Origin of the sequence: Streptomyces sp. NPDC049954 (assembly GCF_040656295.1) — a bacterium.
In the GTDB taxonomy this organism is placed as follows: Bacteria; Actinomycetota; Actinomycetes; order Streptomycetales; family Streptomycetaceae; genus Streptomyces.
The window spans coordinates 407,430-431,764 of record NZ_JBFALS010000007.1; the positions used below are offsets into that span (position 1 = coordinate 407,430).

15 protein-coding genes are annotated in these 24,335 nt (G+C 73.6%); 11 read left to right on the forward strand and 4 right to left on the reverse strand.

What is annotated here, in order from left to right:
- Positions 1-354: 354 nt before the first annotated feature.
- The 4 genes from AB0J21_RS18940 to AB0J21_RS18955 all read left to right on the forward strand — a co-directional run bounded on the left by AB0J21_RS18940 (position 355) and on the right by AB0J21_RS18955 (position 4,802).
- On the forward strand, positions 355-966 hold the full coding sequence (locus AB0J21_RS18940) for a response regulator transcription factor (protein ID WP_003948568.1): 612 nt from the start codon (positions 355-357) through the stop codon (positions 964-966).
- A gap of 381 nt (positions 967-1,347) precedes the next feature.
- Entirely contained in the window at positions 1,348-1,923 is a 576-nt protein-coding gene (locus AB0J21_RS18945) for a sigma-70 family RNA polymerase sigma factor (RefSeq protein ID WP_363147119.1), read from the forward strand.
- A 129-nt stretch (positions 1,924-2,052) separates the two neighbouring features.
- The gene (gene guaB / locus AB0J21_RS18950) at positions 2,053-3,555 is read left to right on the forward strand and encodes an IMP dehydrogenase (RefSeq protein WP_363147120.1); all 1,503 of its coding nucleotides are present in this window, start codon (positions 2,053-2,055) and stop codon (positions 3,553-3,555) included.
- Positions 3,556-3,674: 119 nt separating this feature from the next.
- Positions 3,675-4,802: a GuaB3 family IMP dehydrogenase-related protein gene (locus AB0J21_RS18955; protein WP_363147121.1), complete on the forward strand. Its 1,128-nt coding sequence runs from the start codon at positions 3,675-3,677 to the stop codon at positions 4,800-4,802.
- A 78-nt stretch (positions 4,803-4,880) separates the two neighbouring features.
- Here AB0J21_RS18955 and AB0J21_RS18960 read toward each other — a convergent pair whose 3' ends face one another.
- On the reverse strand, positions 4,881-5,537 hold the full coding sequence (locus tag AB0J21_RS18960; RefSeq protein ID WP_363147122.1) for a hypothetical protein: 657 nt from the start codon (positions 5,535-5,537) through the stop codon (positions 4,881-4,883).
- A 149-nt stretch (positions 5,538-5,686) separates the two neighbouring features.
- Entirely contained in the window at positions 5,687-6,955 is a 1,269-nt protein-coding gene (locus AB0J21_RS18965; protein WP_363147123.1) for a nucleotide sugar dehydrogenase, read from the reverse strand.
- 284 nt (positions 6,956-7,239) lie between these two features.
- On the opposite strand from AB0J21_RS18965, the gene AB0J21_RS18970 reads away from it, so the two are divergent.
- The 6 genes from AB0J21_RS18970 (at position 7,240) to AB0J21_RS18995 (ending at position 19,775) form a co-directional block, all read left to right on the forward strand.
- On the forward strand, positions 7,240-8,949 hold the full coding sequence (locus AB0J21_RS18970; protein ID WP_363147124.1) for a glycerol-3-phosphate dehydrogenase/oxidase: 1,710 nt from the start codon (positions 7,240-7,242) through the stop codon (positions 8,947-8,949).
- A 288-nt stretch (positions 8,950-9,237) separates the two neighbouring features.
- Entirely contained in the window at positions 9,238-11,118 is a 1,881-nt protein-coding gene (locus AB0J21_RS18975) for a serine/threonine-protein kinase (protein ID WP_363147125.1), read from the forward strand.
- Positions 11,119-11,321: 203 nt separating this feature from the next.
- Positions 11,322-14,294 carry a protein kinase gene (locus tag AB0J21_RS18980; RefSeq protein ID WP_363147126.1) on the forward strand — a complete coding sequence of 991 codons (2,973 nt, stop codon included), beginning with the start codon at positions 11,322-11,324 and terminating at the stop codon, positions 14,292-14,294.
- Positions 14,295-14,408: 114 nt separating this feature from the next.
- Positions 14,409-16,037 carry a serine/threonine-protein kinase gene (locus tag AB0J21_RS18985; protein WP_363147127.1) on the forward strand — a complete coding sequence of 543 codons (1,629 nt, stop codon included), beginning with the start codon at positions 14,409-14,411 and terminating at the stop codon, positions 16,035-16,037.
- Positions 16,038-16,201: 164 nt separating this feature from the next.
- Complete coding sequence (locus tag AB0J21_RS18990; RefSeq protein ID WP_363147128.1) at positions 16,202-17,818, forward strand: succinic semialdehyde dehydrogenase; 1,617 nt, start codon at positions 16,202-16,204, stop codon at positions 17,816-17,818.
- Positions 17,819-17,870: 52 nt separating this feature from the next.
- Positions 17,871-19,775 carry a GMC family oxidoreductase gene (locus AB0J21_RS18995; RefSeq protein WP_363147129.1) on the forward strand — a complete coding sequence of 635 codons (1,905 nt, stop codon included), beginning with the start codon at positions 17,871-17,873 and terminating at the stop codon, positions 19,773-19,775.
- 120 nt (positions 19,776-19,895) lie between these two features.
- On the opposite strand, the gene AB0J21_RS19000 is transcribed toward AB0J21_RS18995, so the two are convergent.
- Both AB0J21_RS19000 and AB0J21_RS19005 read right to left on the reverse strand, forming a co-directional pair.
- Entirely contained in the window at positions 19,896-20,927 is a 1,032-nt protein-coding gene (locus AB0J21_RS19000; protein WP_363147130.1) for a hypothetical protein, read from the reverse strand.
- Positions 20,928-21,716: 789 nt separating this feature from the next.
- A complete protein-coding gene (locus AB0J21_RS19005; protein WP_363147131.1) occupies positions 21,717-22,058 on the reverse strand; it encodes a chorismate mutase in 342 nt (113 codons plus the stop codon).
- 512 nt (positions 22,059-22,570) lie between these two features.
- Here AB0J21_RS19005 and guaA point away from each other — a divergent pair.
- Entirely contained in the window at positions 22,571-24,163 is a 1,593-nt protein-coding gene (gene guaA, locus AB0J21_RS19010) for a glutamine-hydrolyzing GMP synthase (RefSeq protein ID WP_363147132.1), read from the forward strand.
- Positions 24,164-24,335 lie beyond the last annotated feature (172 nt).

A 24,335-nucleotide genomic window follows, 5' to 3' on the forward strand; every position in this document is an offset into this window, starting at 1 on the left:
AATCTAGTTATAGACACCGATAAACGTGAACAAAAGGCGCTAAATGGGGCATGGTTCAGTTCGACGACGGTCCGTGCTCCTCGTGCGGCCGCTCGCGTGCGGCCGGGAGTGTCCTCCCGGGGGCGCGCGAGGGGCTCGGTCACGCGGAGGTGTGCGACCCCTCACGTAGAGTGCCGAGGGCGACCGACCCGGCCGTAACTCTTTCGGGTGACCGTCGTTGAGAGGGCTGAGGCGGTTGACGGAACAAGCGCTCGGGCAGATGTCCGAGGGTGTCCACCGCTCAGGTGACGATTCAGTACCAGCCTGGAGGCTCAAGGTGACGCGCAACAGCTGCGAGAGCTGCGAGGGACAGTCATGACTTCCGTCCTCGTCTGCGACGACTCCCCGCTTGCCCGAGAGGCGCTCCGCCGCGCGGTCGCGACCGTGCCCGGTGTCGAGCGCGTGACGACGGCGGCCAACGGCGAGGAAGTCCTCCGCCGCTGGGGCGCCGATCGCTCGGACCTCATTCTCATGGACGTGCGCATGCCGGGACTCGGAGGTGTGGAGACGGTGCGGAGGCTGCTCTCCGCCGACCCGGGCGCCCGGATCATCATGCTCACCGTCGCCGAGGACCTGGACGGAGTGGCCCTCGCGGTCGCCGCCGGGGCCCGCGGCTACCTGCACAAGGACGCCTCCCGCGCGGAGTTGCGGGCGACCGTCACCCAGGCCCTGGCCGACCCCACCTGGCGGCTCGCCCCGCGCCGGCTGCGGTCCGCCGAGATGGGCGCCGCCCCGACCCTCACCGCGCGGGAGATCCAGGTGCTCGAAGGGATGAGCCACGGCCGGTCGAACGCGGAGATCGGGCGTGAGCTTTTTCTCTCCGAGGACACCGTCAAGACGCACGCGCGCCGGCTGTTCAAGAAGCTCGGCGCCTCGGACCGCGCCCACGCGGTGGCCCTCGGCTTCCGCTGGGGCCTGGTCCGGTAGGGCCGTCCGCCCGTCGTCCGTCCGCCCGGACCGGCCCTCGCGCGTCGGCCCGGTCCGGCCGGGAAGGCCCGGGTGCCGCCACGGCGGTACGCCCGCAAGGGGCGCCGGTGGGTCCCCGGCGCTCCCCTCCCCGTCCGCCGCGCGGCGGACGGGGCGTCTGACCAGGCGCGGGAGCGCCAGGACCGGGGCCGTGCACACGGCCTGTGTCAGTTCCCCGCGCGATGCCGCATCCTTGGGGGTGTGGAGTTCCTCGGGGACGAGTCGGTCGAGCGGGAGGGGAGGGCGCAGGACATGACATCCGGCGCACCTGCTCATAACGCTTCAGTGCACAACTACGGAGGCGGCGACGCGGATCGCCGGGCGCCAAGGCACCATGGTCCGATGCGTGACGAGGAGACGACCGCGATCGGTGCCCTCGTCCACAGCGCTGTCGAGGGCGATCAGCAGGCCACGCACGATCTGCTCGCCCACGTCCACCCACTGGCCCTGCGGTACTGCCGCACCCGGCTGTCCCGGCTGCCCGGTGACGCCCGCCACTTCGTGGAGGACCTCGCGCAGGAGGTGTGCGTCGCCGTCCTGCTCGCCCTGCCGCGCTACAAGGACACCGGCAGACCCTTCGAGGCCTTCGTCTTCGCGATCGCCGCGCACAAGGTCGCCGACCTCCAGCGCGCCGCGATGCGGCACGGGTCGACCGCGATCCCCTCCGACGAGATGCCCGAGCGGCCCGACGACTCCCTCGGTCCCGAGGAGCGCGCCCTGCTCAGCAGCGACGCCGCGTGGGCCAAGAAACTCCTCGCCAACCTCCCCGACAACCAGCGGGAGCTGCTGCTGTTGCGGGTCGCGGTGGGCCTCACCGCCGAGGAGACCGGGCAGATGCTCGGGATGTCCCCCGGCGCCGTCCGCGTCGCCCAGCACCGCGCGCTCAGCCGTCTGCGGGCGCTCGCCGAACAGCCGTAGGGGACGCCCGGCGGAGGATTCCGTAGGAACCTCCGAAGGACGGCGTTGATCTTGTTCGTGGAATGTCACGCCTTCCCAGGCCGTTAGCATGGACATCCGCACCGATCAAGGCCATTTGGAGAAGGTGTCATGACCAACGTCGACGGAGTGCCCGAGAAATTCGCGACACTCGGGCTGACCTACGACGATGTGCTGCTGCTGCCGGGGGCCTCGGACATGGCTCCCGACCAGATCGACACCTCTTCGTACCTGTCGAAGAACGTGAAGCTCAACGTCCCGCTGCTGTCGGCCGCGATGGACAAGGTGACCGAGTCCCGGATGGCCATCGCCATGGCCCGGCAGGGCGGCGCCGGTGTCCTGCACCGCAACCTGTCGATCGAGGACCAGGCCAACCAGGTCGACCTCGTCAAGCGCTCCGAGTCCGGGATGGTCACCGACCCGATCACCGTCCACCCCGACGCGACCCTCGGCGAGGCCGACGCGATCTGCGCGAAGTTCCGCATCAGCGGGGTGCCCGTGGTCGACGGCGGCAGGAAGCTGCTCGGCATCGTCACCAACCGCGACATGGCCTTCGAGACCGACCGCAGCCGTCAGGTGCGCGAGGTCATGACGCCGATGCCGCTGGTCACCGGCAAGGTCGGGATCTCCGGCGTGGACGCGATGCAGCTGCTGCGCCGCCACAAGATCGAGAAGCTTCCGCTGGTCGACGACGCGGGTGTGCTCAAGGGCCTCATCACCGTCAAGGACTTCGTGAAGGCCGAGAAGTACCCGAACGCGGCCAAGGACGCCGAGGGCCGGCTCGTCGTCGGTGCCGCCGTCGGGGTCGCGGGCGACGCCTTCGAGCGGGCCCAGGCGCTCATCGAGGCCGGGGTCGACTTCGTCGTCGTGGACACCGCGCACGGCCACTCCCGGCTCGTCGGCGACATGGTCGCCAAGATCAAGTCGAACGCCCCCGGGGTCGACGTGATCGGCGGCAACATCGCGACCAGGGACGGCGCCCAGGCGCTCATCGACTCGGGTGTCGACGGCATCAAGGTCGGCGTGGGCCCCGGCTCCATCTGCACGACCCGCGTCGTCGCCGGGATCGGCGTCCCGCAGGTCACCGCGATCTACGAGGCCGCGCTCGCCGCGAAGGCGGTCGGGGTCCCGGTCATCGGCGACGGTGGCCTCCAGTACTCCGGCGACATCGCGAAGGCCCTCGTGGCCGGCGCCGACACCGTGATGCTGGGCTCGCTGCTGGCCGGCTGCGAGGAGTCGCCCGGTGAGCTGATGTTCATCAACGGCAAGCAGTTCAAGTCGTACCGCGGCATGGGCTCGCTCGGCGCGATGCAGACCCGCGGCGAGAACAAGTCGTACTCGAAGGACCGCTACTTCCAGGAGGGCGTGGCCTCCGACGACAAGCTCGTGCCCGAGGGCATCGAGGGCCAGGTGCCGTTCCGCGGCCCGCTCTCCGCCGTCGTGCACCAGCTCGTGGGCGGCCTGCGGCAGTCCATGTTCTACGTCGGCGGGCGCACCGTGCCCGAGACGCAGGAGCGCGGCCGCTTCGTCCGGATCACCTCGGCGGGGCTCAAGGAGTCGCACCCGCACGACATCCAGATGACGGCCGAGGCGCCGAACTACAGCCGCCACTGAGCGCGCTGGACGCACGGACACCCCCGGGCCCCGGGCGGCGGACACCCGCCCCCGGGGCTCTGGTCCGTGCCGGGGGATACTGGGGGACGAAAGCATGACCGCGTAGGAAAGGCCAGCAGGTGACTGAGATCGAGATCGGACGCGGCAAGCGCGGCCGGAGGGCGTACGCGTTCGACGACATCGCCGTCGTACCGAGCCGCCGCACGCGTGACCCCAAGGAGGTCTCGATCGCCTGGCAGATCGACGCCTACCGCTTCGACCTGCCGTTCCTCGCGGCACCCATGGACTCCGTGGTCTCCCCGGCCACCGCGATCCGCATCGGCGAGCTGGGCGGCCTCGGCGTGCTCAACCTCGAAGGGTTGTGGACCCGGTACGAGGACCCGCAGCCGCTGCTCGACGAGATCGCCGGGCTGGACGCGGAGAGCGCCAACCGCCGTCTCCAGGAGATCTACGCCGCCCCGATCAAGGAGGAGCTGATCGGGCAGCGCATCAAGGAGGTGCGGGACTCCGGTGTCGTCACCGCCGCCGCGCTCTCCCCGCAGCGCACCGCCCAGTTCTCCAAGGCCGTCGTGGACGCGGGCGTCGACATCTTCGTGATCCGCGGCACCACGGTCTCCGCCGAGCACGTGTCGGGCGCCGCCGAACCGCTCAACCTCAAGCAGTTCATCTACGAGCTGGACGTCCCCGTCATCGTCGGCGGCTGCGCGACGTACACGGCGGCGCTGCACCTCATGCGCACCGGTGCGGCCGGCGTCCTCGTCGGCTTCGGCGGCGGCGCCGCGCACACCACGCGCAACGTCCTGGGCATCCAGGTCCCGATGGCCACCGCCGTCGCCGACGTCGCCGCCGCGCGCCGCGACTACATGGACGAGTCCGGCGGCCGCTACGTGCACGTCATCGCGGACGGCGGGGTCGGCTGGTCCGGCGATCTGCCGAAGGCGATCGCCTGTGGCGCCGACGCGGTCATGATCGGCTCCCCGCTGGCCCGCGCCACGGACGCGCCCGGCCAGGGCCACCACTGGGGCATGGAGGCCGTCCACGAGGACGTGCCGCGCGGCAAGAAGGTCGACCTCGGCACCGTCGGCACGACCGAGGAGATCCTGACCGGTCCCTCGCACACCCCCGACGGCTCGATGAACATCTTCGGGGCCCTGCGCCGCGCGATGGCCACCACCGGCTACAGCGAGCTCAAGGAGTTCCAGCGCGTCGAGGTCACCGTCTCGCCCTCGCGCCACGACCAGAGCTGAACCGGCTCGTACAGCACTGCGGCGGGGCCCGGACCAGAGCGTGTGGTCCGGGCCCCGCCGCACACGTCGGCGCAGTCGTCAGGAGGCGGCGGCCTTCTTCGCGCCCGAGAAGGCGGCGAAGGCCGCGAGCGCGAGGAAGAGGAAGGACAGCAGGTCGAGGTTGTCCTGCCACGCGTCCTTGACCATGCCGAAGTGGTCGAGGAGCAGCTCGTTCACGGTGAAGGCCGACTCCTTCGCGCCGAGCATCGCCACCCCGAGCAGCTGACCGGCGACCACGGCGCCCAGGGACAGGACCGCCGAGACCGGGGCGAGCGCCGGGTGCGTCCCGCCCAGCTTGCCGGCGGCGAAGCCCACCAGGAAGCCGACGCCGACCGCCGCGTAGCCGACCTCGCGCTCGATGGCGCTGATCAGCCAGCCGTACACGCCCGCGGTGACCAGGGCGGCCACGACGGCCGCGACCACACCGAGCGCCGGGTTGCCGCCCCGCGAGACGGCGGGAGCCGGGCCGAAACCGGCCGGCGCGGCCGGGAAGGGCTGCCCCGGCGCCGACGGCGCGGCGGGCGGGAACGGCTGCCCCTGCTGCTGCTGCGGCGGCACGGACGGCGCCGGGCCGAAGCCGGCCGGTGCGGCGGGCTCCACGGCGGGCGCCGGGCCGAAGCCCGCCGCGTCCTGCGGTGCGGCCGGCTGCGGCGTCGGTCCTGGCTGTCCGGCGGGCGGCGGGTACGGCTGCGACACGGAAGATCCCCCTGTGACGATCGGCTGAGGACGCGCCCCCGTCTTGATCGGGGCACGTCAGGCGAGCCGAAACAGTAGCAGTGGGAGACGGCGCCGGGACGTTCGGTTGCCGGGCCGTTACACCGGACCGGCCCCGCCGCCGCTTGCCCTCACAGCCGGTGCGCCGCGCCCACCGGGGTCGCTCCCCGTGTGTCCAGGAGGAGTTGGGCCTTCACCGTGAGGCCCTGGAGGTCGTAGGTGCGGTGGTGCTGGAGCAGGATCGTCAGATCGGCCGCCGCCGTCGCCTCGTACAGCGCGTCGGCGCGCGGGACCGGGTGGCCCAGGACGCGCCAGTGCGGGACCTGCGGGTCGTGGTAGCTGATGGTCGCGCCCATACCGGTCAGCCGCGTGGCGATCTCCTCGGCCGGGGCGCCCTCCTGGTCGGCGACGTCCGGTTTGTAGGTCACGCCGAGCAGCAGCACCCGGGCGCCGCGCACCGACTTGCCGTGCTCGTTGAGGAGGGTCGCGGCGCGCTGGATGACGTAGCTGGGCATCCGGCCGTTGATCTCGCGGGCCAGGCCGACCATGCGCAGCGGATGGCCCGGCGTACGGGTCGGGTGCGGCAGGTGCTCGGGGTCCAGCGGGACGCCGTGGCCGCCGACCCCGGGGCCGGGGCGGAACGCCTGGAAGCCGTACGGCTTGGTCTCGGCGCAGCGGATGACGTCCCACAGGTCCACGCCCAGGTCGTGGCAGAGCACCGCCATCTCGTTGACCAGGGCGATGTTGACGTGCCGGTAGTTGGTCTCCAGGAGCTGCACGGTCTCCGCCTCGCGCGGCCCCCGCGCCCGCACCACCTTGTCGGTGAGCCGGCCGTAGAACGCGGCGGCCGACTCGGTGCACGCCGGGGTGAGGCCGCCGATGACCTTCGGGGTGCGGTGGTAGTCGTGCACGCGGTTGCCGGGGTCGAGCCGCCCGGGGGAGTAGGCGAGGTGGAAGTCGCGGCCCGCGCGCAGCCCCGAGCCCTGCTCCAGGATCGGCCGCAGGAAGTCCTCGGTGGCCCCGGGATAGGCGGGCGACTCCAGGATGACGGTGGTGTGCGGGCGCAGCCGGGCGGCGAGGGCGCGGGCCGCGTCGGCCACCCGGGACAGCTCCAGCGAGCCGTCCGGGGCGAGCCGGACGGGGGCGCAGATCACGGCGGTGCGCACCCGGCCCAGTTCGGCCGGGTCGGCGGTGGGCCGGAAGCCGCCGGAGAGCATGCGGCGCACCTCGGCGGCGCTCAGCGCGGCCTCGGTGCCGCCGCCGGGCAGCCGGCCGAGCGCCAGGTCGCGGACCCTGGCCGGCTCGTCGTGGCCCACGGTCGCGATCCCCGCCGCGACGGCGGCACGGGCGAGCGGGAGACCGAGGTGGCCGAGGCCGATCACCGCGAGGTCTGCGGGCATGGATGGGCCGTCCTTCCCAAGGAGTGGTGGCGGTCCGGGGTGAGCGCGCTGTCAGACTAGGAGTAAATATGACCGTGATGTGGTAATGGCACACGGAATTTCCTGATATGTCCCGCACGGTGGCGCCCACCCGGGTGTGTACGGAGGGGCCGCAGCAGGCAGGAGAAGAGCACGCGGCACGCACGCGGTGTCCCGCGACCGGTGCGTCACCCGGCCGGTGCACGTCATGCTCGGGCCCCGCCCGCACGGCGCGGTCCGCACCACCGTCAGCACAGGAGGCGACCGTGAGGACAGCGACACTCGGGCCGGCGCAGCGCGCCGAGGCCCTGGCCCGGATGGCCGACCGGGAGCTGGACGTCCTGGTGGTGGGCGGCGGGGTGGTCGGCGCCGGCACCGCCCTGGACGCCGTCACCCGGGGCCTGACGACCGGTCTGGTCGAGGCCGCCGACTGGGCCTCGGGCACCTCAAGCCGCTCCAGCAAACTCGTCCACGGCGGCCTCAGATATCTGGAGATGCTGGACTTCGCGCTCGTCCGCGAGGCCCTGAAGGAACGCGGACTGCTCCTGGAGCGGATCGCCCCGCATCTCGTGAAGCCCGTGCCCTTCCTCTACCCGCTGCGCCACCGCGTCTGGGAACGCGCCTACGCGGGCTCCGGGGTCGCGCTGTACGACCTGATGTCCACGGCCCGGGGCCACGGGCGCGGACTGCCGGCCCACCGTCACCTGACCCGCCGCCACGCGCTGCGCCTCGCGCCCTGCCTGCGCAAGGACGCCCTGACCGGCGCCCTCCAGTACTACGACGCGCAGGTGGACGACGCGCGCTACGTCACGACCCTGGTGCGCACCGCCGCCTCCTACGGCGCCGACGTCGCCAACCGCGCCCGGGTCACCGGCTTCCTGCGCGAGGGCGAACGGGTGGTCGGCGCGCGCGTCGAGGACGTCGAGGCGGGCGGCGAGTACGAGATCCGCGCCCGGCAGCTCGTCAACGCGACCGGCGTGTGGACCGACGACACCCAGGCCCTGGTCGGCGAACGCGGGCAGTTCCACGTACGCGCCTCCAAGGGCATCCACCTCGTCGTGCCCAAGGACCGCGTCCACTCCACCAGCGGCCTCGTCCTGCGCACCGAGAAGAGCGTCCTGTTCGTCATCCCCTGGGGCCGGCACTGGATCATCGGCACCACCGACACCGACTGGGACCTCGACAAGACGCACCCCGCCGCCTCCAGCGCCGACATCGACTACCTGCTGGAACACGTCAACGCGGTGCTGTCCCGGCCGCTGACCCGCGACGACGTCCAGGGCGTCTACGCGGGACTGCGCCCCCTGCTGGCCGGGGAGTCCGAGGCGACCAGCAAGCTCTCGCGCGAGCACACCGTGGCCCATCCCGTGCCCGGGCTCGTCGTCGTCGCGGGCGGCAAGTACACGACGTACCGGGTCATGGCCAAGGACGCCGTGGACGAGGCGGTGCACGGGCTCGACCAGCGGGTGGCCGACTGCGTGACCGAGGACGTGCCGCTCGTCGGGGCGCAGGGCTACCGCGCCCTGTGGAACGCGCGGGCCCTGACCGCGAGCCGCGCCGGGCTGCACGTCGTCCGCGTCGAGCACCTGCTGAACCGCTACGGCGCGCTCGCCGAGGAGGTCCTCGACCTGATCGCGCGCGAGCCGGGCCTCGGCGCCCCGCTCACCGGGGCCGACGACTACCTGCGCGCCGAAGTCGTGTACGCCGCCTCGCACGAGGGCGCCCGGCACCTCGACGACGTCCTCACCCGCCGCACCCGCGTCTCCATCGAGACCTTCGACCGGGGCACCCGCTGCGCCCGAGAGGCCGCCGGGCTGATGGCGGGAGTGCTCGGCTGGACACCGGAGCAGACGGACCGGGAGGTCGAGCGGTACGGGAAACGCGTCGCGGCGGAACGCCAGTCGCAGCTCCAGCCCGACGACCTCACCGCCGACGCGGCCCGCCTCGGCGCCCCCGACATCGTGCCGCTCACCTGAGACGGACACCGGGGCGGCGACCGGCGGATACCGGGACGGGAGCGGGGCACCCGGACAGGACACGGGTGCCCGACTTCTGTGTACAGGGACGGAAACCGGAAGCCGTGTCCCTTCTCTCACGGCGCGTCAGGGACTGTCCCCGCCCCTTGCCCCCGCCGCGCCGGAGCGGGAGAGTGGCCGCCGGGGCCCTGGCACCGGGCGCGGGCCCCGCCCGGGACCCTGGGCGAGAAGCGGTCCCGGCGTGGGTGACAATGGAGGCTCTGTCAGGGCGGGTTGCAGAGGGGACGCATGTCGGAGTCGGAGCAGGCGCGCGAGTCCAAGGGTCGTCTCCTCGCCGGGCGGTACCGCCTGGGGGAGGTCCTTGGCCGCGGTGGCATGGGTACGGTGTGGCGGGCGACCGACGAGACCCTCGGCAGGACGGTCGCGGTCAAGGAGCTGCGCTTCCCCTCCAGCATCGACGACGACGAGAAGCGACGGCTCATCACCCGTACGCTGCGTGAGGCCAAGGCGATCGCCCGCATCCGCAACAACGGCGCGGTCACCGTCTTCGACGTCGTGGACGAGGACGACCGGCCGTGGATCGTCATGGAACTCGTCGAGGGCAAGTCGCTCGCCGAGTTCGTCCGCGAGGACGGGCTGCTCAGCCCGCGCCGCGCCGCCGAGGTGGGCATCGCCGTCCTCGACGTGCTGCGCGACGCGCACCGCGAGGGCATCCTGCACCGCGACGTGAAGCCCTCCAACGTCCTGATCGCCGAGGACGGCCGCGTCGTCCTCACCGACTTCGGCATCGCCCAGGTCGAGGGCGACCCCTCCGTCACCTCCACCGGGATGCTCGTCGGCGCCCCCTCCTACATCTCGCCCGAGCGGGCGCGCGGCCACAAGCCGGGACCGGCCGCCGACCTGTGGTCGCTCGGCGGACTGCTCTACGCGGCCGTCGAGGGCGTCCCGCCGTACGACAAGGGCTCCGCGATCGCGACGCTCACCGCCGTCATGACCGAGCCCGTCGACCCGCCCAAGCACGCGGGGCCGCTCGAACCCGTCATCTACGGACTGCTCGTCAAGGACCCCGCGCAGCGCCTGGACGACGCCGGAGCGCGCGCCCTGCTGAACGAGGTGCTGGCCGCCCCCGAGGGCGCCCCGGTCGCCATGGACCGCACCAAGGTCGTCCCGCTGCCCCCGGCGCCCGCCGCGTCCGCCCCGAAGCCCGCGCGACGCGGCCGGGGCGCCGCCGGTGCCGGTGCGGCCGCCGCCTCGCCCTCCGTCGGCGCGCCCCCGCGCACCGGCACCCCCGCGACCGTCGGCGGCGGGGGAGCGGCGAGCACCCGGGCCTCGCTCACCGACGTCGTTCCGCGCCGCACCCTGATCGCCGTGGCCGTCGTGGTCGTCCTCGCGATCGTCGCCACCGTGCTCGCGCTGACCCTCGGCGGCGGGGACGAGGACGACGGCAAGGGCGGGAAGGCCGCAGCCACCGCGAGCAGCGCCGCCGCGAGCGACGGGGCCGGAGGCGGGGACGCCCGGCAGGACGGCGGGCAGAAGGCCACCGGCAGCTCCTCCGCCGACGAGAAGAAGCCCTCCGACCCGCAGACCTCCCCGTCCGCCGAGGACTCCGGCAAGGACGACCACGGCAAGAGCGGGAAGGACGACAAGGGCGACAAGGACGACAAGGGCGGCAAGGGCAAGGACGAGAAGGACGAGGACGAGGACGGCGGGAAGGGCGGCGGCTCCGGCGACCCGGCCGCGGGCACCACCGGCTTCCACCACTCCCAGGGCTTCTCCATAAGACTGCCCAAGGGCTGGTCGTACCGCTCGACCGACGCCGCCGGGGCGCGCTTCACCGGACCTGACGGCCAGAAACTGCTGATCGGCTGGACCAGCACCCCCAAGTCCGACCCCGTCCAGGACTGGAAGAACCAGGAGCACGCGATGCGCCGCTCCCAGTACCAGCGCCTGCGCATCGAGAAGGCCGAGTTCCGCGGCTGGAACACCGCCGACTGGGAGTTCACCTACACCGACGGCGGCACCCGCTTCCACACCGTCGACCGCGGCTTCGTCGTGAACGGTTCACTCGGATACGGAATGATGTACACCGCCCGCGACGCGGACTGGGACAGCGGCACCCGCAAGGACACCTGGAACACGCTGACCCGGACCTTCGAGCCCAGGTCCTGACACCGGGGCCCCGCCTCGGGGGCGCCGGCCCGTCCCGCCCGGCGCCCGTTCCGGTGGGCCGCGGCAGGTGTCCCCGCCGTCAGATCGGGCATCTCCCCCTGAGAATGCGCCTCCGGCACGTATCGTGAGTGCTTGCAGACCGTACGCAGCGGTAAACGAGGCGCAAGTCGAACGGAATTGACCACCACGGTGGGGGAGGCGTTGTGGACGACTACGCGGGACGGGTGCTCGCCGACCGCTACCGTTTACCGCTGTCCGACCCCGAGCACCCGGACGGATACGCGGAGTTCAGCGAGTCGGCCGCCTTCGACACCTACAGCGGCCAGGAGGTCCTGGTCCGGCAGATACCGCTGCCCGAGACCGTCGAGGCCGAGTTCCTCGACACCGACCGCCCCGGCGGGCCCGCCGCCCGCCGCCCCGCCGGCCGGGCCACCCGCAGGCCCGCCGACCCGGTGGTGCGGCGCGCCCTGGAGGCCGCGCAGGCCGCCGCTCAGGTCCCCGACCACCCCAGGCTCGACCAGGTCTTCGACGTGTTCGTCGAGGGCGGCTCGCTGTGGATCGTCAGCGAACGCTTCCACGCCCGCTCGCTCGCCACGCTCCTCGCCGATCGCCCGCTCAACCCGTACCGCGCCGCCGAGGTCGCCGCCGACGTCCTCACCGCACTGCGCGCCCTGCACGCGCACGGCTGGGTGCACCGCAACATCACCGCGCGCACCGTCCTCGTGTGCGAGGACGGCCGCGTCGTCCTGACCGGCCTCGCGGCGGGCGCCGCCGAGGAGGCCCTGAGCGGCTACGACCCGGTGCCCGAGCGCTCCGCCGTGGAACAGGGCGCGGGCGCGGAAGGACCGGCGCCCCGGGGCGCGATCACCGGCTCCGGTACGGGAGTTCCAGGCAGCCCCGGCAACGGATACGGCGGCGGCTACGGATACGGCGACGGCCCGGGCGGGCCGGTCGGCGGGGAGCTTCCGGCGTGGGCCCTCGCCTCGCCGCCGCCCCCGCGGTACGCCGCGCCCGGCCGCTCTCCGGACGCGGCCCCCGGGCGGCCCGTGGCCCCGGCGCCGCACGGCGCGCCGCCCGCGGTGGGGCCCGCCGCGAGCGCCTCGGCCCCCGCGCTGCCGCCCGTCGGGAGCGAGTACGACGCGCGCGCGGCCCGCGCCGGGGCGATCGCCGCCTACCGGGCGGGGGCCCGCGCCGCCGCCCGCGCCCAGGCCGGGCAGGGGGCCGGTGCGGCCCGTACGGCGCCGGGCCCGGCCCAGGAGGAGCGAGGAGCCGTCGAGGGCGCTCAGGACGCTCAGGGCGCTCAGGATGCCGGGGCCCCACAGGCCCCCGCCGCCCCCGAGCCCGAGGTCCCCGGCCGGATAAGCGATCCGTACGGCGTGCAGCAGGACAGACAGAACAGGCAGGACAGGCAGGACGACGGGGCCGCCGGGGAGAGCAGTTGGCACGGCGCGGCGCCGCGCAGGATGCCCGCTCAGGACCCCGGCACGCAGGCCCCCGGGACGGGTACGGAGAGCCCGGCCGCGTTCGGGCAGGCCCCGGAGGCGCTGCCGGTGCCCGCCGCGTGGACCGGGGCGCCCGGGGTGGCGCCCGTCCCGCCGCAGGCCGTACCGCCCCTGCCGCTGCCCCCGCACTACGAGCGGGGCCCGGCCGTCGGTCCCGGCCTGCCGCCGGGCGCGGTCCCCGGTCCCGTACCGCCGCAGGGCCACGGGCCGCAGGGCGTGGCGCCCGGGCCGATGTGGAACGGCGCCGCCGCCGGGCAGGAGCCCGCGCCCGTCCACAAGGGCCCCGCGACGGCGGTCGCCGCCGAACGGGCCCGGCAGGCGCGCATGGTCGTCGTCGGCGCGGTCACCGAACGCTGGGCGCCCGAACAGGCCGGGCCGGTGCGCGGCAACTGGCAGCTCGCCGCGCCCGTGGGCCCCGCGACCGACCTGTGGGCGCTCGGCGTCCTGCTGTTCCGCGCGGTGCAGGGCTTCGCGCCCTACCCCGAGGACAGCACGGCGGAGCTCGTGCAGATGGTGTGCTCCGAGCCGCCCGCCTTCGCCGAGGAGTGCGGTCCGCTGCGGCCCGTCGTCGAGTCGCTGCTGCGCCAGGACCCCACCGAGCGGCCCGACTTCGAGGAGCTGCGCGGCTGGCTGCGCTCCCTGATCCGCTCGGCGCCCGAACCGGAGGCCGGCACCTACGTCGTGCCCGCCCCCGCGTACGACAGCGGGAGCCTGCCCATCGTGCGGCGCAAGGGCGAACTCGTCCGCCGCCGCAAGCGCCGCGCGAAGGCCGAGGCCGCCGCCAACGCGCGCCACCGCCGCGCCCGTGGCCCCGCCCCCGGACCGGAACGCGAGACGCGGGAGCCACGACCGCCGCGCGAGGCGGGACAACCGGGACCGCCGAAGGAGCCCAGGCAGCGGCGGACGCCGAGCGCGTCCCGTGACCGCGCCCCCCGCTCGCTCGGGAAGGTCCTGCTCCTCGCGGTCTTCCTGCTGCTGAGCGGCACGGTCGTCTACGCGATGGCCTTCATGCCGAAGGCGGACGACGCGAGCCGGGCCGGCGCCGAGATGAGCCACGCGCCCGGTTCGGTCGGCGGGCCCGGGAAGGACGAGCCCCCGGCGCAGCCCACCGGGTCCGCCCCGGCCGGTTCCGGCAGCGCGCCCGCGGACTCGAAGGCCCCCGAGGACAAGGGCCGTGACAAGGGTGACAAGGGCGAGAAGGAGCAGGGCGGCAAGAGCGCGAAGGCGCCCGCCGGGTACACGCTCCAGAAGGACCCGACCGGCTTCGAGATCGCCGTACCGAAGGGCTGGACCCGGCACGCCCGCAACGCGGCCGGTCAAGTGCGGTACACCAGCGGCGACTTCGAGCTGATCGTGGTGCCCGGCCGGGACAGCACCGGGAAGTTCGGCACCGACCTGCTGCGCTACCAGCGGGAGACGGAGCCCGAGACGCAGCCCTTCCGCGACTCGACCTGGTCGACCTCCAACGGCATGCGGGAGATCGACGAGGGCGGCCGGAAGATGGCCGAGGGGCAGTTCACCTGGCAGGGCGGCGACGGCGACGTGTTCGCGCGCAACATGGTGATGGTCGTCGGCGGCAAGTACCACGTCGTGCAGGTACGCGGACTGGACGCCGACCGCGACGACGTGACCCGCTACTACGACCAGGCCCTCGCCTCGTACAAGGCCGGCTGAGCCCGCCGCCGCGCGGCGCGGGGCGGCGCTCGCCGCGCCGCGCTATGTCACGGTGCTGCATCCGCTCGGGCCCGGCGGTGGCACGCGGGGCGTCTGGTTCGTCAGGATGTGCTCATGACGAACCACGGGGGACCGTACGAGGGGCCGACCGAGCCCACCAGTTACCAGCTCCGGCCGCCCCGGCCCGCCGAGGAGCACTCCGCGCCGTACGTACCGGGCCCGGCCGCCGCGCCCGCCGCCGTGCCGGGGGAGCCGCAGCGCCGGGTCGGTGGCCGCTACCGGCTGCTGTCGCGGCTCGGGCACGGCGGGATGGGCACGGTGTGGCGCGCCCACGACGAGATCGTGGACCGCGAGGTCGCGGTCAAGGAACCCCGGCTGCCCGAGCACCTGAGCGAGGCCGAACGGCAGACCGCCTACCTGCGCATGCAGCGCGAGGCGCGCGCCGCCGCCCGTATCGACCACCCGTCCGTCGTGACGGTGCACGACGTGGTCGAGGAGGAGGGCCGGCCGTGGGTCGTGATGGAACTCGTCCGGGGGCAGTCGCTCGGCGACCGGCTCGGGGAGGGCACCCTCGACCCGCGTGAGGCGGCCAGGATCGGTCTCGACGTGGCCGGGGCGCTGGAGGCCGCGCACCAGCGGGGCGTCCTGCACCGCGACGTGAAACCCGACAACGTCCTGCTCTCCCCGGAGGGCCGCGTCGTCCTCACCGACTTCGGCATCGCGCAGATCGAGGGCGAGGCGCAGCTCACCGAGACCGGCGCGTTCATCGGCTCCCCGGAGTACATCGCGCCCGAACGGGTCCTCGGGCAGCGCCCCGGACCGGCCTCGGACCTGTGGTCGCTCGGCGTCGTGCTGTACGCGGCGGTCGAGGGCATGTCGCCGTACCGCCGCTCGCACACGCCCGCGACGCTCCAGGCCGTGCTGTCCGCCGAACCGCAGCCGCCCGCCCGCGCCCAGGGCCCGCTCGCGACCCTCGTCATGCAGCTGCTGCGCAAGGACCCGGCCGCGCGGCCCTCCGCCGCCGAGGTACGGCAGCAACTGGCCGCCGTCACCGCCGTACCGCTCGCGCCGACACGGCCGCTGCACGAGCCCTCCGCCGCCGGGGGCGGCAACCGCTGGGTGCCGCCCGTCCTGCACCGCAACCGGCCCGCGCAGTGGGGTCTTGGCGGCGGCGTGCTGGTCCTCGCGGTGGCCCTCGTCCTGCTGCTCGTCAACCCGTTCGCGCAGGAGGACCCGATGCCGGCGGGCTGGCAGGTGCGGCCCGAGAGCGAGGTGCTGCACGCCGACCTCGCCGTGCCCGAGGACTACCGCAGGGTCGCCGGGAGCGACGGGCAGAGCGTCCAGTACTACGACCCGAGCGGCGTCTTCACGATCAGCCTCGCCCGCGTGGACCTCGCCGAGGACACCGAGAAGCCGCAGCGGCGCACGCGGGAGGAGTGGAAGACCTTCTACGAGACCGACACCCCCACCGGCGCCGGGCTCAACGAGCCCAGGGTCACCCAGACCGGGGCCGCCTACGCGGGGGCGAAGGAGGTCTTCGACAACCTCGTGGAGTACGACGGGCCGCCCAGCGGCAACAACCAGATCAGGAAGCTCCTGCACGAACGCGTCGTCAACGACCCCAAGGACGCCAAGGTCTACTGGAGCGTCGCCCTCGAACTGCCCGCCAAGGGCGCCGCCCGCGAGGACGGCGACCGGCTCTTCGAGGACGTCGCGCGCAACTTCCGGATCAAGGACTGGTGAGCGGCGGGAGCGGCGCGCGGCACGAGTTCCGCGCGCCGCTCCCCACCCCCTCCCGCCCTGATCAGGCCCTTTGCTGCCAGTGATCGCTGGCAGCGAGGGCGGGGCCGGGAAAGGTGTTACCGGCGGGTACCCAAAACTCGTCCCGAAGTCGTACGCTCACGCTCATGACGGACTCGCACGCACCGGCCGCCGCCGCCCGCACCAACCCGAAGGCCCCCGCCCCGGAGGGCGCCCGCACGGCGGCCGACGTGGTGACCCCCGAGGTGGTGGCGCAGCTCACCCGGGGAGTCGTCGGCTCGGGCCGTACGGCGAACCACTCCCCGTTCACCGGGGAGAGGCTCGCCGACCTCCCCGAGGCCACGCCCGAGGACGTCCGCACCGCCTTCGACCGGGCCCGCGCCGCGCAGCCCGTGTGGGCGGCGACCCCGGTACGGCAGCGCGCCGCCGTCCTGCTGCGCTTCCACGACCTGGTGCTCCAGCGGCAGGCCGAGATCCTCGACCTCGTCCAGCTGGAGACCGGCAAGACCCGGCTGCACGCCCACGAGGAGGTCCAGGCCGTCGTCATCGCGGCCCGGCACTACGGCCGCCGGGCGCCCGCCTACCTGCGGCCCAAGCGGCACACCGGGGCCCTCCCGGTGCTCACCAAGGTGACCGAGCAGCGGCAGCCGCGCGGGGTGGTCGGGCAGATCGCCCCGTGGAACTACCCCTTCGAACTGTCCGTGGGCGACGCCCTCCCGGCCTTCGTCGCGGGCAACGCCGTCGTCATGAAGCCCGACACGGAGACCGCGCTGAGCGCCCTGTGGGGCCGTGACCTGCTGATCGAGGCGGGCCTGCCGGCCGAGGTCTTCCAGGTCGTGATCGGCGAGGGCCCGGTGGTGGGGCCCGAGGTCGTCGAGCACGGCGACTACATCTCGTTCACCGGCTCGACCCGCACCGGCCGCGAGGTCGCCCAGCGCGCGGCGGCCCGGCTCGTGGGCTCCTCGCTCGAACTCGGCGGCAAGAACGCGATGCTCGTCCTGGAGGACGCCGACATCGAGAAGGCCGCCGCCGGGGCGATCCGCGCCTGCTTCTCCTCCGCCGGCCAACTCTGCATCTCCATCGAGCGCCTGTACGTCCACGAGTCGGTCGCCGACGCCTTCACCGACCGTTTCGTCGCCCGCGTGCAGGCGATGCGGCTGGGCACCTCCCTCACCTACGGCGCCGACATGGGCTCCCTCGCCGGGCAGCGGCAGCTGGAGACGGTGACCCGGCACGTCGAGGAGGCCGTCGAGAAGGGCGCCACGCTCCTCGCGGGCGGGGTGGCCCGGCCCGACGTCGGCCCCTACTTCTTCGAGCCGACCGTCCTGAGCGGCGTCGAGGCGCCGATGGCCGTGTGCACCGAGGAGACCTTCGGCCCGGTCGTCTCGCTCTACCGCTTCCGGGACGAGGACGAGGTCGTCGACCGCGTCAACGCCACCCCGTACGGCCTGAATTCGAGCGTGTGGACCAGGGACGCGCGCCGCGGCCGGCGGATCGCCGGCCGGCTGCGCACCGGCACCGTCAACCTCAACGAGGGCTACGCGCCCGCCTACGGCAGCGTCCAGTCGCCCATGGGCGGGATGAAGGAGTCCGGCATCGGCCGCCGGCACGGCTCCGAGGGCCTCTACAAGTTCACCGAGGCCCAGACCGTCGCCGAGCAGCGACTCGTGCCGATGGCCCCGTCCTTCGGGCTGGACGACGAGCAGTACGCGGCGCTCATGACCCGCGGGCTCAAGCTCATGAAGGCGTTCCGCCTGCGCTGAGCACACCACCCCAATCCACCGAAACAGCAGCGGCGTTCGACGAGGAGGGCCCATGCCAGGGGACAGCCGTGCCGAAAACCCGTCCGACGGCCACGACGAGGACCGGGACCCCGCCCTGGACGGCGGCCGGGACCGGGACAGTGACCGGGAGAGCGACCAGGACCGGGACCGGGACCCGGACCGGGACCCGGACCACGCCTACGACTACGACGTGATCGTCGTCGGTTCCGGCTTCGGCGGCGCGGTGAGCGCCCTGCGGCTCACCGAGAAGGGCTACCGCGTCGGCGTACTCGAAGCCGGACGCCGCTTCACCCGGGCGAGCCTGCCGCGCAACTCCTGGGACGTCAGGAGTTATCTGTGGGCGCCCGCGCTCGGGCTGTACGGAATCCAGCGCATCCACCTGCTCGGCAAGGTCATGGTGCTCGCGGGCGCCGGGGTCGGCGGCGGCTCCCTCAACTACGCCAACACCCTCTACGTACCGCCCCGTCCGTTCTTCGAGGACCCGCAGTGGAAGGACATCACCGACTGGTCCGAGGAGCTGAAGCCGTACTACGAGCAGGCCCGGCGGATGCTCGGCGTGCGGCTCAACCCGACGGTCACGCCCTCCGACGTGCACCTGAAGAACGCCGCCGAGGCCATGGGCGTCGGCGACACCTTCCACCTCGCCCCCGTGGGCGTCTTCTTCGGCGACGGCCAGGACGCGGACGGCACCGTACGGGCCGCGCCCGGCGCCGAGAGCCCCGACCCGTACTTCGGCGGGGCCGGGCCCGCGCGCCGCGCCTGCACCGAGTGCGGCGAGTGCATGACGGGCTGCCGGCACGGCGCCAAGAACACCCTGAACGAGAACTACCTGTACCTCGCGGAACGCGGCGGGGCCGTCATCCACCCGCTGACCAGCGTCGTCACCGTCACCGAGGACTCCCGCGGCGGCTACGCGGTCGGCACCCTGCCCACCGACGACCGCCGCCGGGGCCGGGGCCGCGTCCTGACCGCCCGCCACGTCGTCCTCGCCGCCGGGACCTACGGCACCCAGACCCTGCTGCACCGCATGCGCGACGGCGGGCTGCTGCCCCGCGTCTCCGCCCGGCTCGGCAGCCTCACCCGCACCAACTCCGAGGCGCTGGTGGGCTCGCAGACCACCGAACGCCGCTACCGCGCCCGGCACGGGGAGTCCCCCGACTTCACGAGGGGCGTCGCGATCACCTCGTCCGTCCACCCCGACGAGCACACCCACATCGAGCCGGTGCGCTACGGCAGGAAGTCCAACGCGATGGGCGGGCTCACCATCCTCCAGGTGCCCTACGCCGAGAGGATGCCGCGCGCCCTCGGCTGGTTCGCCAACAGCCTGCGCCACCCGGTGCTCACCGCGCGCTCCCTGTCCAACCGGCGCTGGTCGGAGCGGACCATCATCGGCCTCGTCATGCAGTCCCTCGACAACTCGCTGACGACGTACCGCCGTACGCGGGGGCCGGGAAAGGGGCTGCTCACCGCGCGGCAGGGACACGGCGCCCCCAACCCGTCCCAGATCCGGGCCGCGACCGAGGCGGCGAGCCTCATCGCGAAGGACATCAACGGCTTCGCGGGCAGCAACCTGGGCGAGCTGATGGGCACCCCGCTCACCGCCCACTTCCTCGGCGGCTGCCCGATCGGCGCGAGCCCCGAGGAGGGCGTGGTCGACCCCTACCACCGGCTGTACGGGCACCCCGGCATCTCGGTCGTCGACGGGTCCGCCGTCTCCGCGAACCTCGGCGTGAACCCCTCGCTGACCATCACCGCGCAGGCCGAACGCGCGATGTCGCTGTGGCCCAACAAGGGGGAGCGGGACCCGCGTCCGGCGCAGGGCGAGGCGTACGAGCGGCTCACGCCCGTGGCCCCCACCTCGCCCGCCGTCCCGGACACGGCCTTCGGCGCGCTGCGCCTGCCGTTCCTCGGGATGCCGAAGGTGCGCGAGGACTGAGCGGACCGTACGCGTCGAGATCCGCAGCGGACAGCGGGAAGGGCCTGCACCCCCCTCCGAGTGCAGGCCCTCCACATCTGTGCCACGAGGGCGGCCGACCGGGCCGCCCCGCGTGCGGTGTTACGCGGCGGCGCCGCCACCGGAGGTCCGGCGGCGCACCGCGAAGACCACGCCGGCACCGGCGACGACGGCGATCCCGCCGAACAGGCCGATCTTCGGCAGCGCCGAACCGGCACCGGTCTCGGCGAGGCTGCCGGTGACCTCGGGGACCGAACCGGCCGAGGGCTTGTCGGCGGGCAGCGGGATGCTGCCGCCCTCCTGCGGCTTCGTACCGCTCGTGTCGGTGCCGGGCTCGACGATCTGGAACTTGTACGCGCTGTCGCCGACACCCTCGCAGTCGCCGTCGGCGTCCGCGTACACACCGGCGCCGAGCGAGAAGCCCGCGCCGGCCGGGGCGGAGGCGGTCACGTTCAGGCGCAGCGGGATGGTGATCTCGTAGTCCGCCTTCAGCGAGTCGGCGAAGCCGAGGTAGTCGACCGACTGGCCCTCCAGCTCGACGGCCTCCCAGGCGCCCGTCTCCGGGTTCTTCGCCTGGAGCGCGACCTGCTTCGTGGAGAAGAGCTTCTCGCCCTCCTCGTCCGCCGCGACGCCCGCGAAGAAGCCGAGGTCGGTCAGGGTGGACTTCGAGTTGTTGCTGAAGGTCACGTCGAACTGGTGCCAGCCGCTGCCCTTGGCGATCTTGCCGGGCAGGCCGCTGAAGACCACGTCGACCTTCGAGTCCTCGCACACCTTGTCCGAGGGCTCGGACGGCTCGGCGGACGGCGAGGCGGAGGTCGTGCCGGACGGCACGGGGGACGCCGTGCCGCCGGTCGGCTTCCCGGAGGGCGGCGCCGAGGGAGCGGTGGTGCCGCCCTCACCGGGGGCCGCCGTGCCCGTCGCGGGCGGGGTCGGGGAGGAGCTCTGCGGGGCCGAAGCGGAGGCGGAGCCCTCGCCTGCGGTGGCGGTGGGCGAGGTGCTGACGGTCTCGGTGACGGTCGGGGCGGGAGTGGGGGACTCCCCCGCCACCGCGAACGCGGAGGGAGCCGACAGCAGCGCCACCGGGGCTATGGCCGCGGTCGCGGCGGCGGTGACAAGGGCACGGCGAAGCTTCATCAGAACCTCGGAAGGTAGGTGGAGCATGAGCACGAAGGGTGCGGACTGCGAGACAGCGGACGGTGGGTCAGGGGCGGGCCGGGTCGCTGCGCTGCGCGTGCGCCCGCGGCTTTCGCCGCTCTGACACATGGGAGACCTGTGAAGGCTCTGCACGGTTGCGGTGTTCTCACGCAATCTTTATGTGACGTGCGCCACTCGGTGGGGTCGGTGGTTCCCCCGGGGCGGACGGGGCGCCCGGTGCGCACGAGAGCCCCGGAGCGGCGGTCGCCGCCCCGGGGCTCTCGTCCCGCGGCACCCGCGTCAGGGCGGTGCCGGTGCCGCGGTGGGCGGCGCCGGGGTAGCGCCGCCGGCTGGGAAACCGGGTGAAGGTTCTGGGCCGCCCCGCGAGGGGCGGAGTGGACCGGGGGACAGAGACCGTGGGACACGGGCCGTGGGGCAGGGGTTGTGCCGCATCGCCACCGTCGGCGAGCCGTGCGCGGCCGGTCCCGGGCGTCCCCGGAACCGGCCGCTTCCCTGAGTGACCGGGCCGCTGTCCCCTGCCGTCCGGTCACCGCACTGAAGCGAGGTCCCACGACGTACGGACGGCTCCGCACGTCTCATCGCTCCAGCGGAGCCACGCGTGGTGTGTCCGGTCCGCCCCTGGCCGGCGCGGACAACGGGACCAACGACATCCGGCCGGGACGGTCACGGGCCGGGAGGACGGGGGAGGGGCCCGAACTCGGGTACGGGCGCCGCCCTGGCCGGGACCACCGGACACCGGCCCGGCCGGGACCACCGGACCCGCTCCGGTCAGACGCGGCCCCGGCTCAGCTCCAGCAGGGTCATCGCGAGCGAGGTGCCCGGCCTGCCGAGCGCGTCCCGGTAGTGGGTGAGCACCTCCATCTCGCGGGACAGGTTCACGCGCCGGCCCCCGGCCTCGACCCGGGCCCGCTGGACTACGGCGGACACGGCGGAACGCTCCTGGATCAGCCCGATGATGCGGTCGTCGATCGCGTCGATCCGCTCGCGGGCCTCGGCGATCAGCTCGCCGTGCTCGGGGATGGAGCCGGTCGGGGCGGTGGACGTCCTGCGGGCGTGCCGGGCTGCGGCGGCGGCCCGCGCGGTCTCGTCCTGCTCGGTGGTGGTGGTCATCTCGGGGCTCCTTCGTGTCGTACGGCTGTCTCGCAACGGGTGCGTACTCGGTGCGTACTCGGTCGGTCGGGGTCGGAGCGGGGTCGGTCGAAGGGCCCCGGGGCGACGAGGTCCGGAAAAACGGCAGGCGCCCCGGGCCTTGTCGGCCCGGGGCGCCTGGGAAGTCGCTGCGCTCGGTGTGATCAAGCAGCGCGTCCATGGCAGCCGGCGGGCCGGTTGCCATAGATAAAGAGAAAGCCGAGGTGCTTGGTCACGGCAGCCAGTATGCCCCCACCTACCCGCCCCGGGGGCGCGGGGTGCCCGGGCGGCCCGATGTGCGGCGGAACGGGTGACACCCGTACGCCGTTAGAATCGGGTACGAGGCTCCGTGGAAACCGGTTCGAGGTGTGTGCTCAGGCTCGGGGTGAGGGGCCTCGTCGCGCCCCCGGCACAGCGGCATCCGGCACAGCGGTGTCCGCAGCACGCACGCACCTCGCACCACGCCCCGCTCCCACCGCCGGAAGGCCGCCGCAGTGCCAGCAGTGTCCCCCGCGTCCGACGCCGCCCCCGACACCGTCCTGGTCGTCGACTTCGGCGCGCAGTACGCCCAGCTCATCGCCCGCCGTGTCCGTGAGGCGCGGGTCTTCAGCGAGATCGTCCCCAGCGACATGCCGGCCGACGAGATGCTCGCGAAGAACCCCGCCGCGATCATCCTCTCCGGCGGCCCCTCCTCGGTCTACGCCCAGAACGCGCCCGCGCTCGACCCCGCCCTGCTGGAGGCCGGGGTCCCGGTCTTCGGCATGTGCTACGGCTTCCAGGCCATGGCCCAGGCGCTCGGCGGCACCGTCGACAACTCCGGCGCCCGCGAGTACGGCCGCACCGGCCTGACCGTGACCAAGTCCGCCTCGACGCTCTTCGAGGGCACCCCCGACGAGCAGCAGGTGTGGATGTCGCACGGCGACGCCTGCTCCGCCGCCCCCGAGGGCTTCGACGTGACCGCCTCGACCTCCGTCGTCCCGGTCGCCGCCTTCGAGAACGACGAGAAGAAGCTGTACGGCGTCCAGTACCACCCCGAGGTGCTGCACTCCACGCACGGCCAGCAGGTCCTCGAACACTTCCTGTACCGGGGCGCCGGCATCGAGCCGAACTGGACCACGACCAACGTCGTGGAGGAGCAGATCGAGCTGATCCGCGCCCAGGTCGGCACCAAGCGCGCCATCTGCGGACTGTCCGGCGGGGTCGACTCCGCCGTGGCCGCCGCCCTCGTGCAGCAGGCCATCGGCTCCCAGCTGACCTGCGTGTACGTGGACCACGGCCTCATGCGCAAGGGCGAGACCGAGCAGGTCGAGAAGGACTTCGTCGCCGCGACCGGCGTCCAGCTCAAGGTCGTCGACGCCGCCGACCGCTTCCTCGACGCGCTCGCCGGGGTCAGCGACCCCGAGCAGAAGCGGAAGATCATCGGCCGCGAGTTCATCCGGGTCTTCGAGCAGGCGCAGGCCGAGATCGTCGCCGAGGGCGCCGCCGACGGCGAGGAGGTCGCCTTCCTCGTGCAGGGCACCCTCTACCCGGACGTCGTGGAGTCCGGCGGCGGCACCGGCACCGCCAACATCAAGTCGCACCACAACGTCGGCGGACTGCCCGACGACATCGAGTTCCAGCTGATCGAGCCGCTGCGCAAGCTGTTCAAGGACGAGGTGCGCGCCGTCGGCCAGGAACTGGGCCTGCCCGACGAGATCGTCCAGCGCCAGCCGTTCCCCGGCCCCGGTCTCGGCATCCGCATCGTCGGCGAGGTCACCCGCGAGCGCCTCGACCTGCTGCGCGAGGCCGACGCCATCGCCCGCGAGGAGCTGTCGGCGGCCGGCCTGGACCGCGAGATCTGGCAGTGCCCGGTCGTGCTGCTCGCCGACGTCCGCAGCGTCGGCGTGCAGGGCGACGGACGCACCTACGGTCACCCGATCGTGCTGCGCCCCGTCTCCTCCGAGGACGCCATGACCGCCGACTGGTCGCGGCTGCCCTACGAGACGCTGGAGCGGATCTCCACCCGCATCACCAACGAGGTCAAGGACGTCAACCGCGTCGTCCTCGACGTCACCAGCAAGCCGCCGGGGACCATCGAGTGGGAGTGACCGCCGAGGCCACCCGGGCCCGACCGGCCCGCTGACCTGCGGCGACACCGACGTACGCCGGTGCCGTACCGCTCCGCGAGGGGTGGCGACGGCACCGGCGTACGTCGTTCTGCGGGGCTGCGGGCTGCGGGCTGCGGGCGGTGGGTGATGGGCGGCGGGCGGCGGGTGGCGA

Bases quoted from the DNA above. Each gene is read 5' to 3' on its own strand.
- AB0J21_RS18940 (WP_003948568.1), top strand. From the start codon at position 355: ATGACTTCCGTCCTCGTCTGCGACGACTCCCCGCTTGCCCGAGAGGCG.
- AB0J21_RS18945 (WP_363147119.1), top strand. From the start codon at position 1,348: ATGCGTGACGAGGAGACGACCGCGATCGGTGCCCTCGTCCACAGCGCT.
- guaB (WP_363147120.1), top strand. From the start codon at position 2,053: ATGACCAACGTCGACGGAGTGCCCGAGAAATTCGCGACACTCGGGCTG.
- AB0J21_RS18965 (WP_363147123.1), bottom strand. From the start codon at position 6,955: ATGCCCGCAGACCTCGCGGTGATCGGCCTCGGCCACCTCGGTCTCCCG.
- AB0J21_RS18975 (WP_363147125.1), top strand. From the start codon at position 9,238: ATGTCGGAGTCGGAGCAGGCGCGCGAGTCCAAGGGTCGTCTCCTCGCC.
- AB0J21_RS18985 (WP_363147127.1), top strand. From the start codon at position 14,409: ATGACGAACCACGGGGGACCGTACGAGGGGCCGACCGAGCCCACCAGT.
- AB0J21_RS18990 (WP_363147128.1), top strand. From the start codon at position 16,202: ATGACGGACTCGCACGCACCGGCCGCCGCCGCCCGCACCAACCCGAAG.
- AB0J21_RS18995 (WP_363147129.1), top strand. From the start codon at position 17,871: ATGCCAGGGGACAGCCGTGCCGAAAACCCGTCCGACGGCCACGACGAG.
- AB0J21_RS19000 (WP_363147130.1), bottom strand. From the start codon at position 20,927: ATGAAGCTTCGCCGTGCCCTTGTCACCGCCGCCGCGACCGCGGCCATA.
- AB0J21_RS19005 (WP_363147131.1), bottom strand. From the start codon at position 22,058: ATGACCACCACCACCGAGCAGGACGAGACCGCGCGGGCCGCCGCCGCA.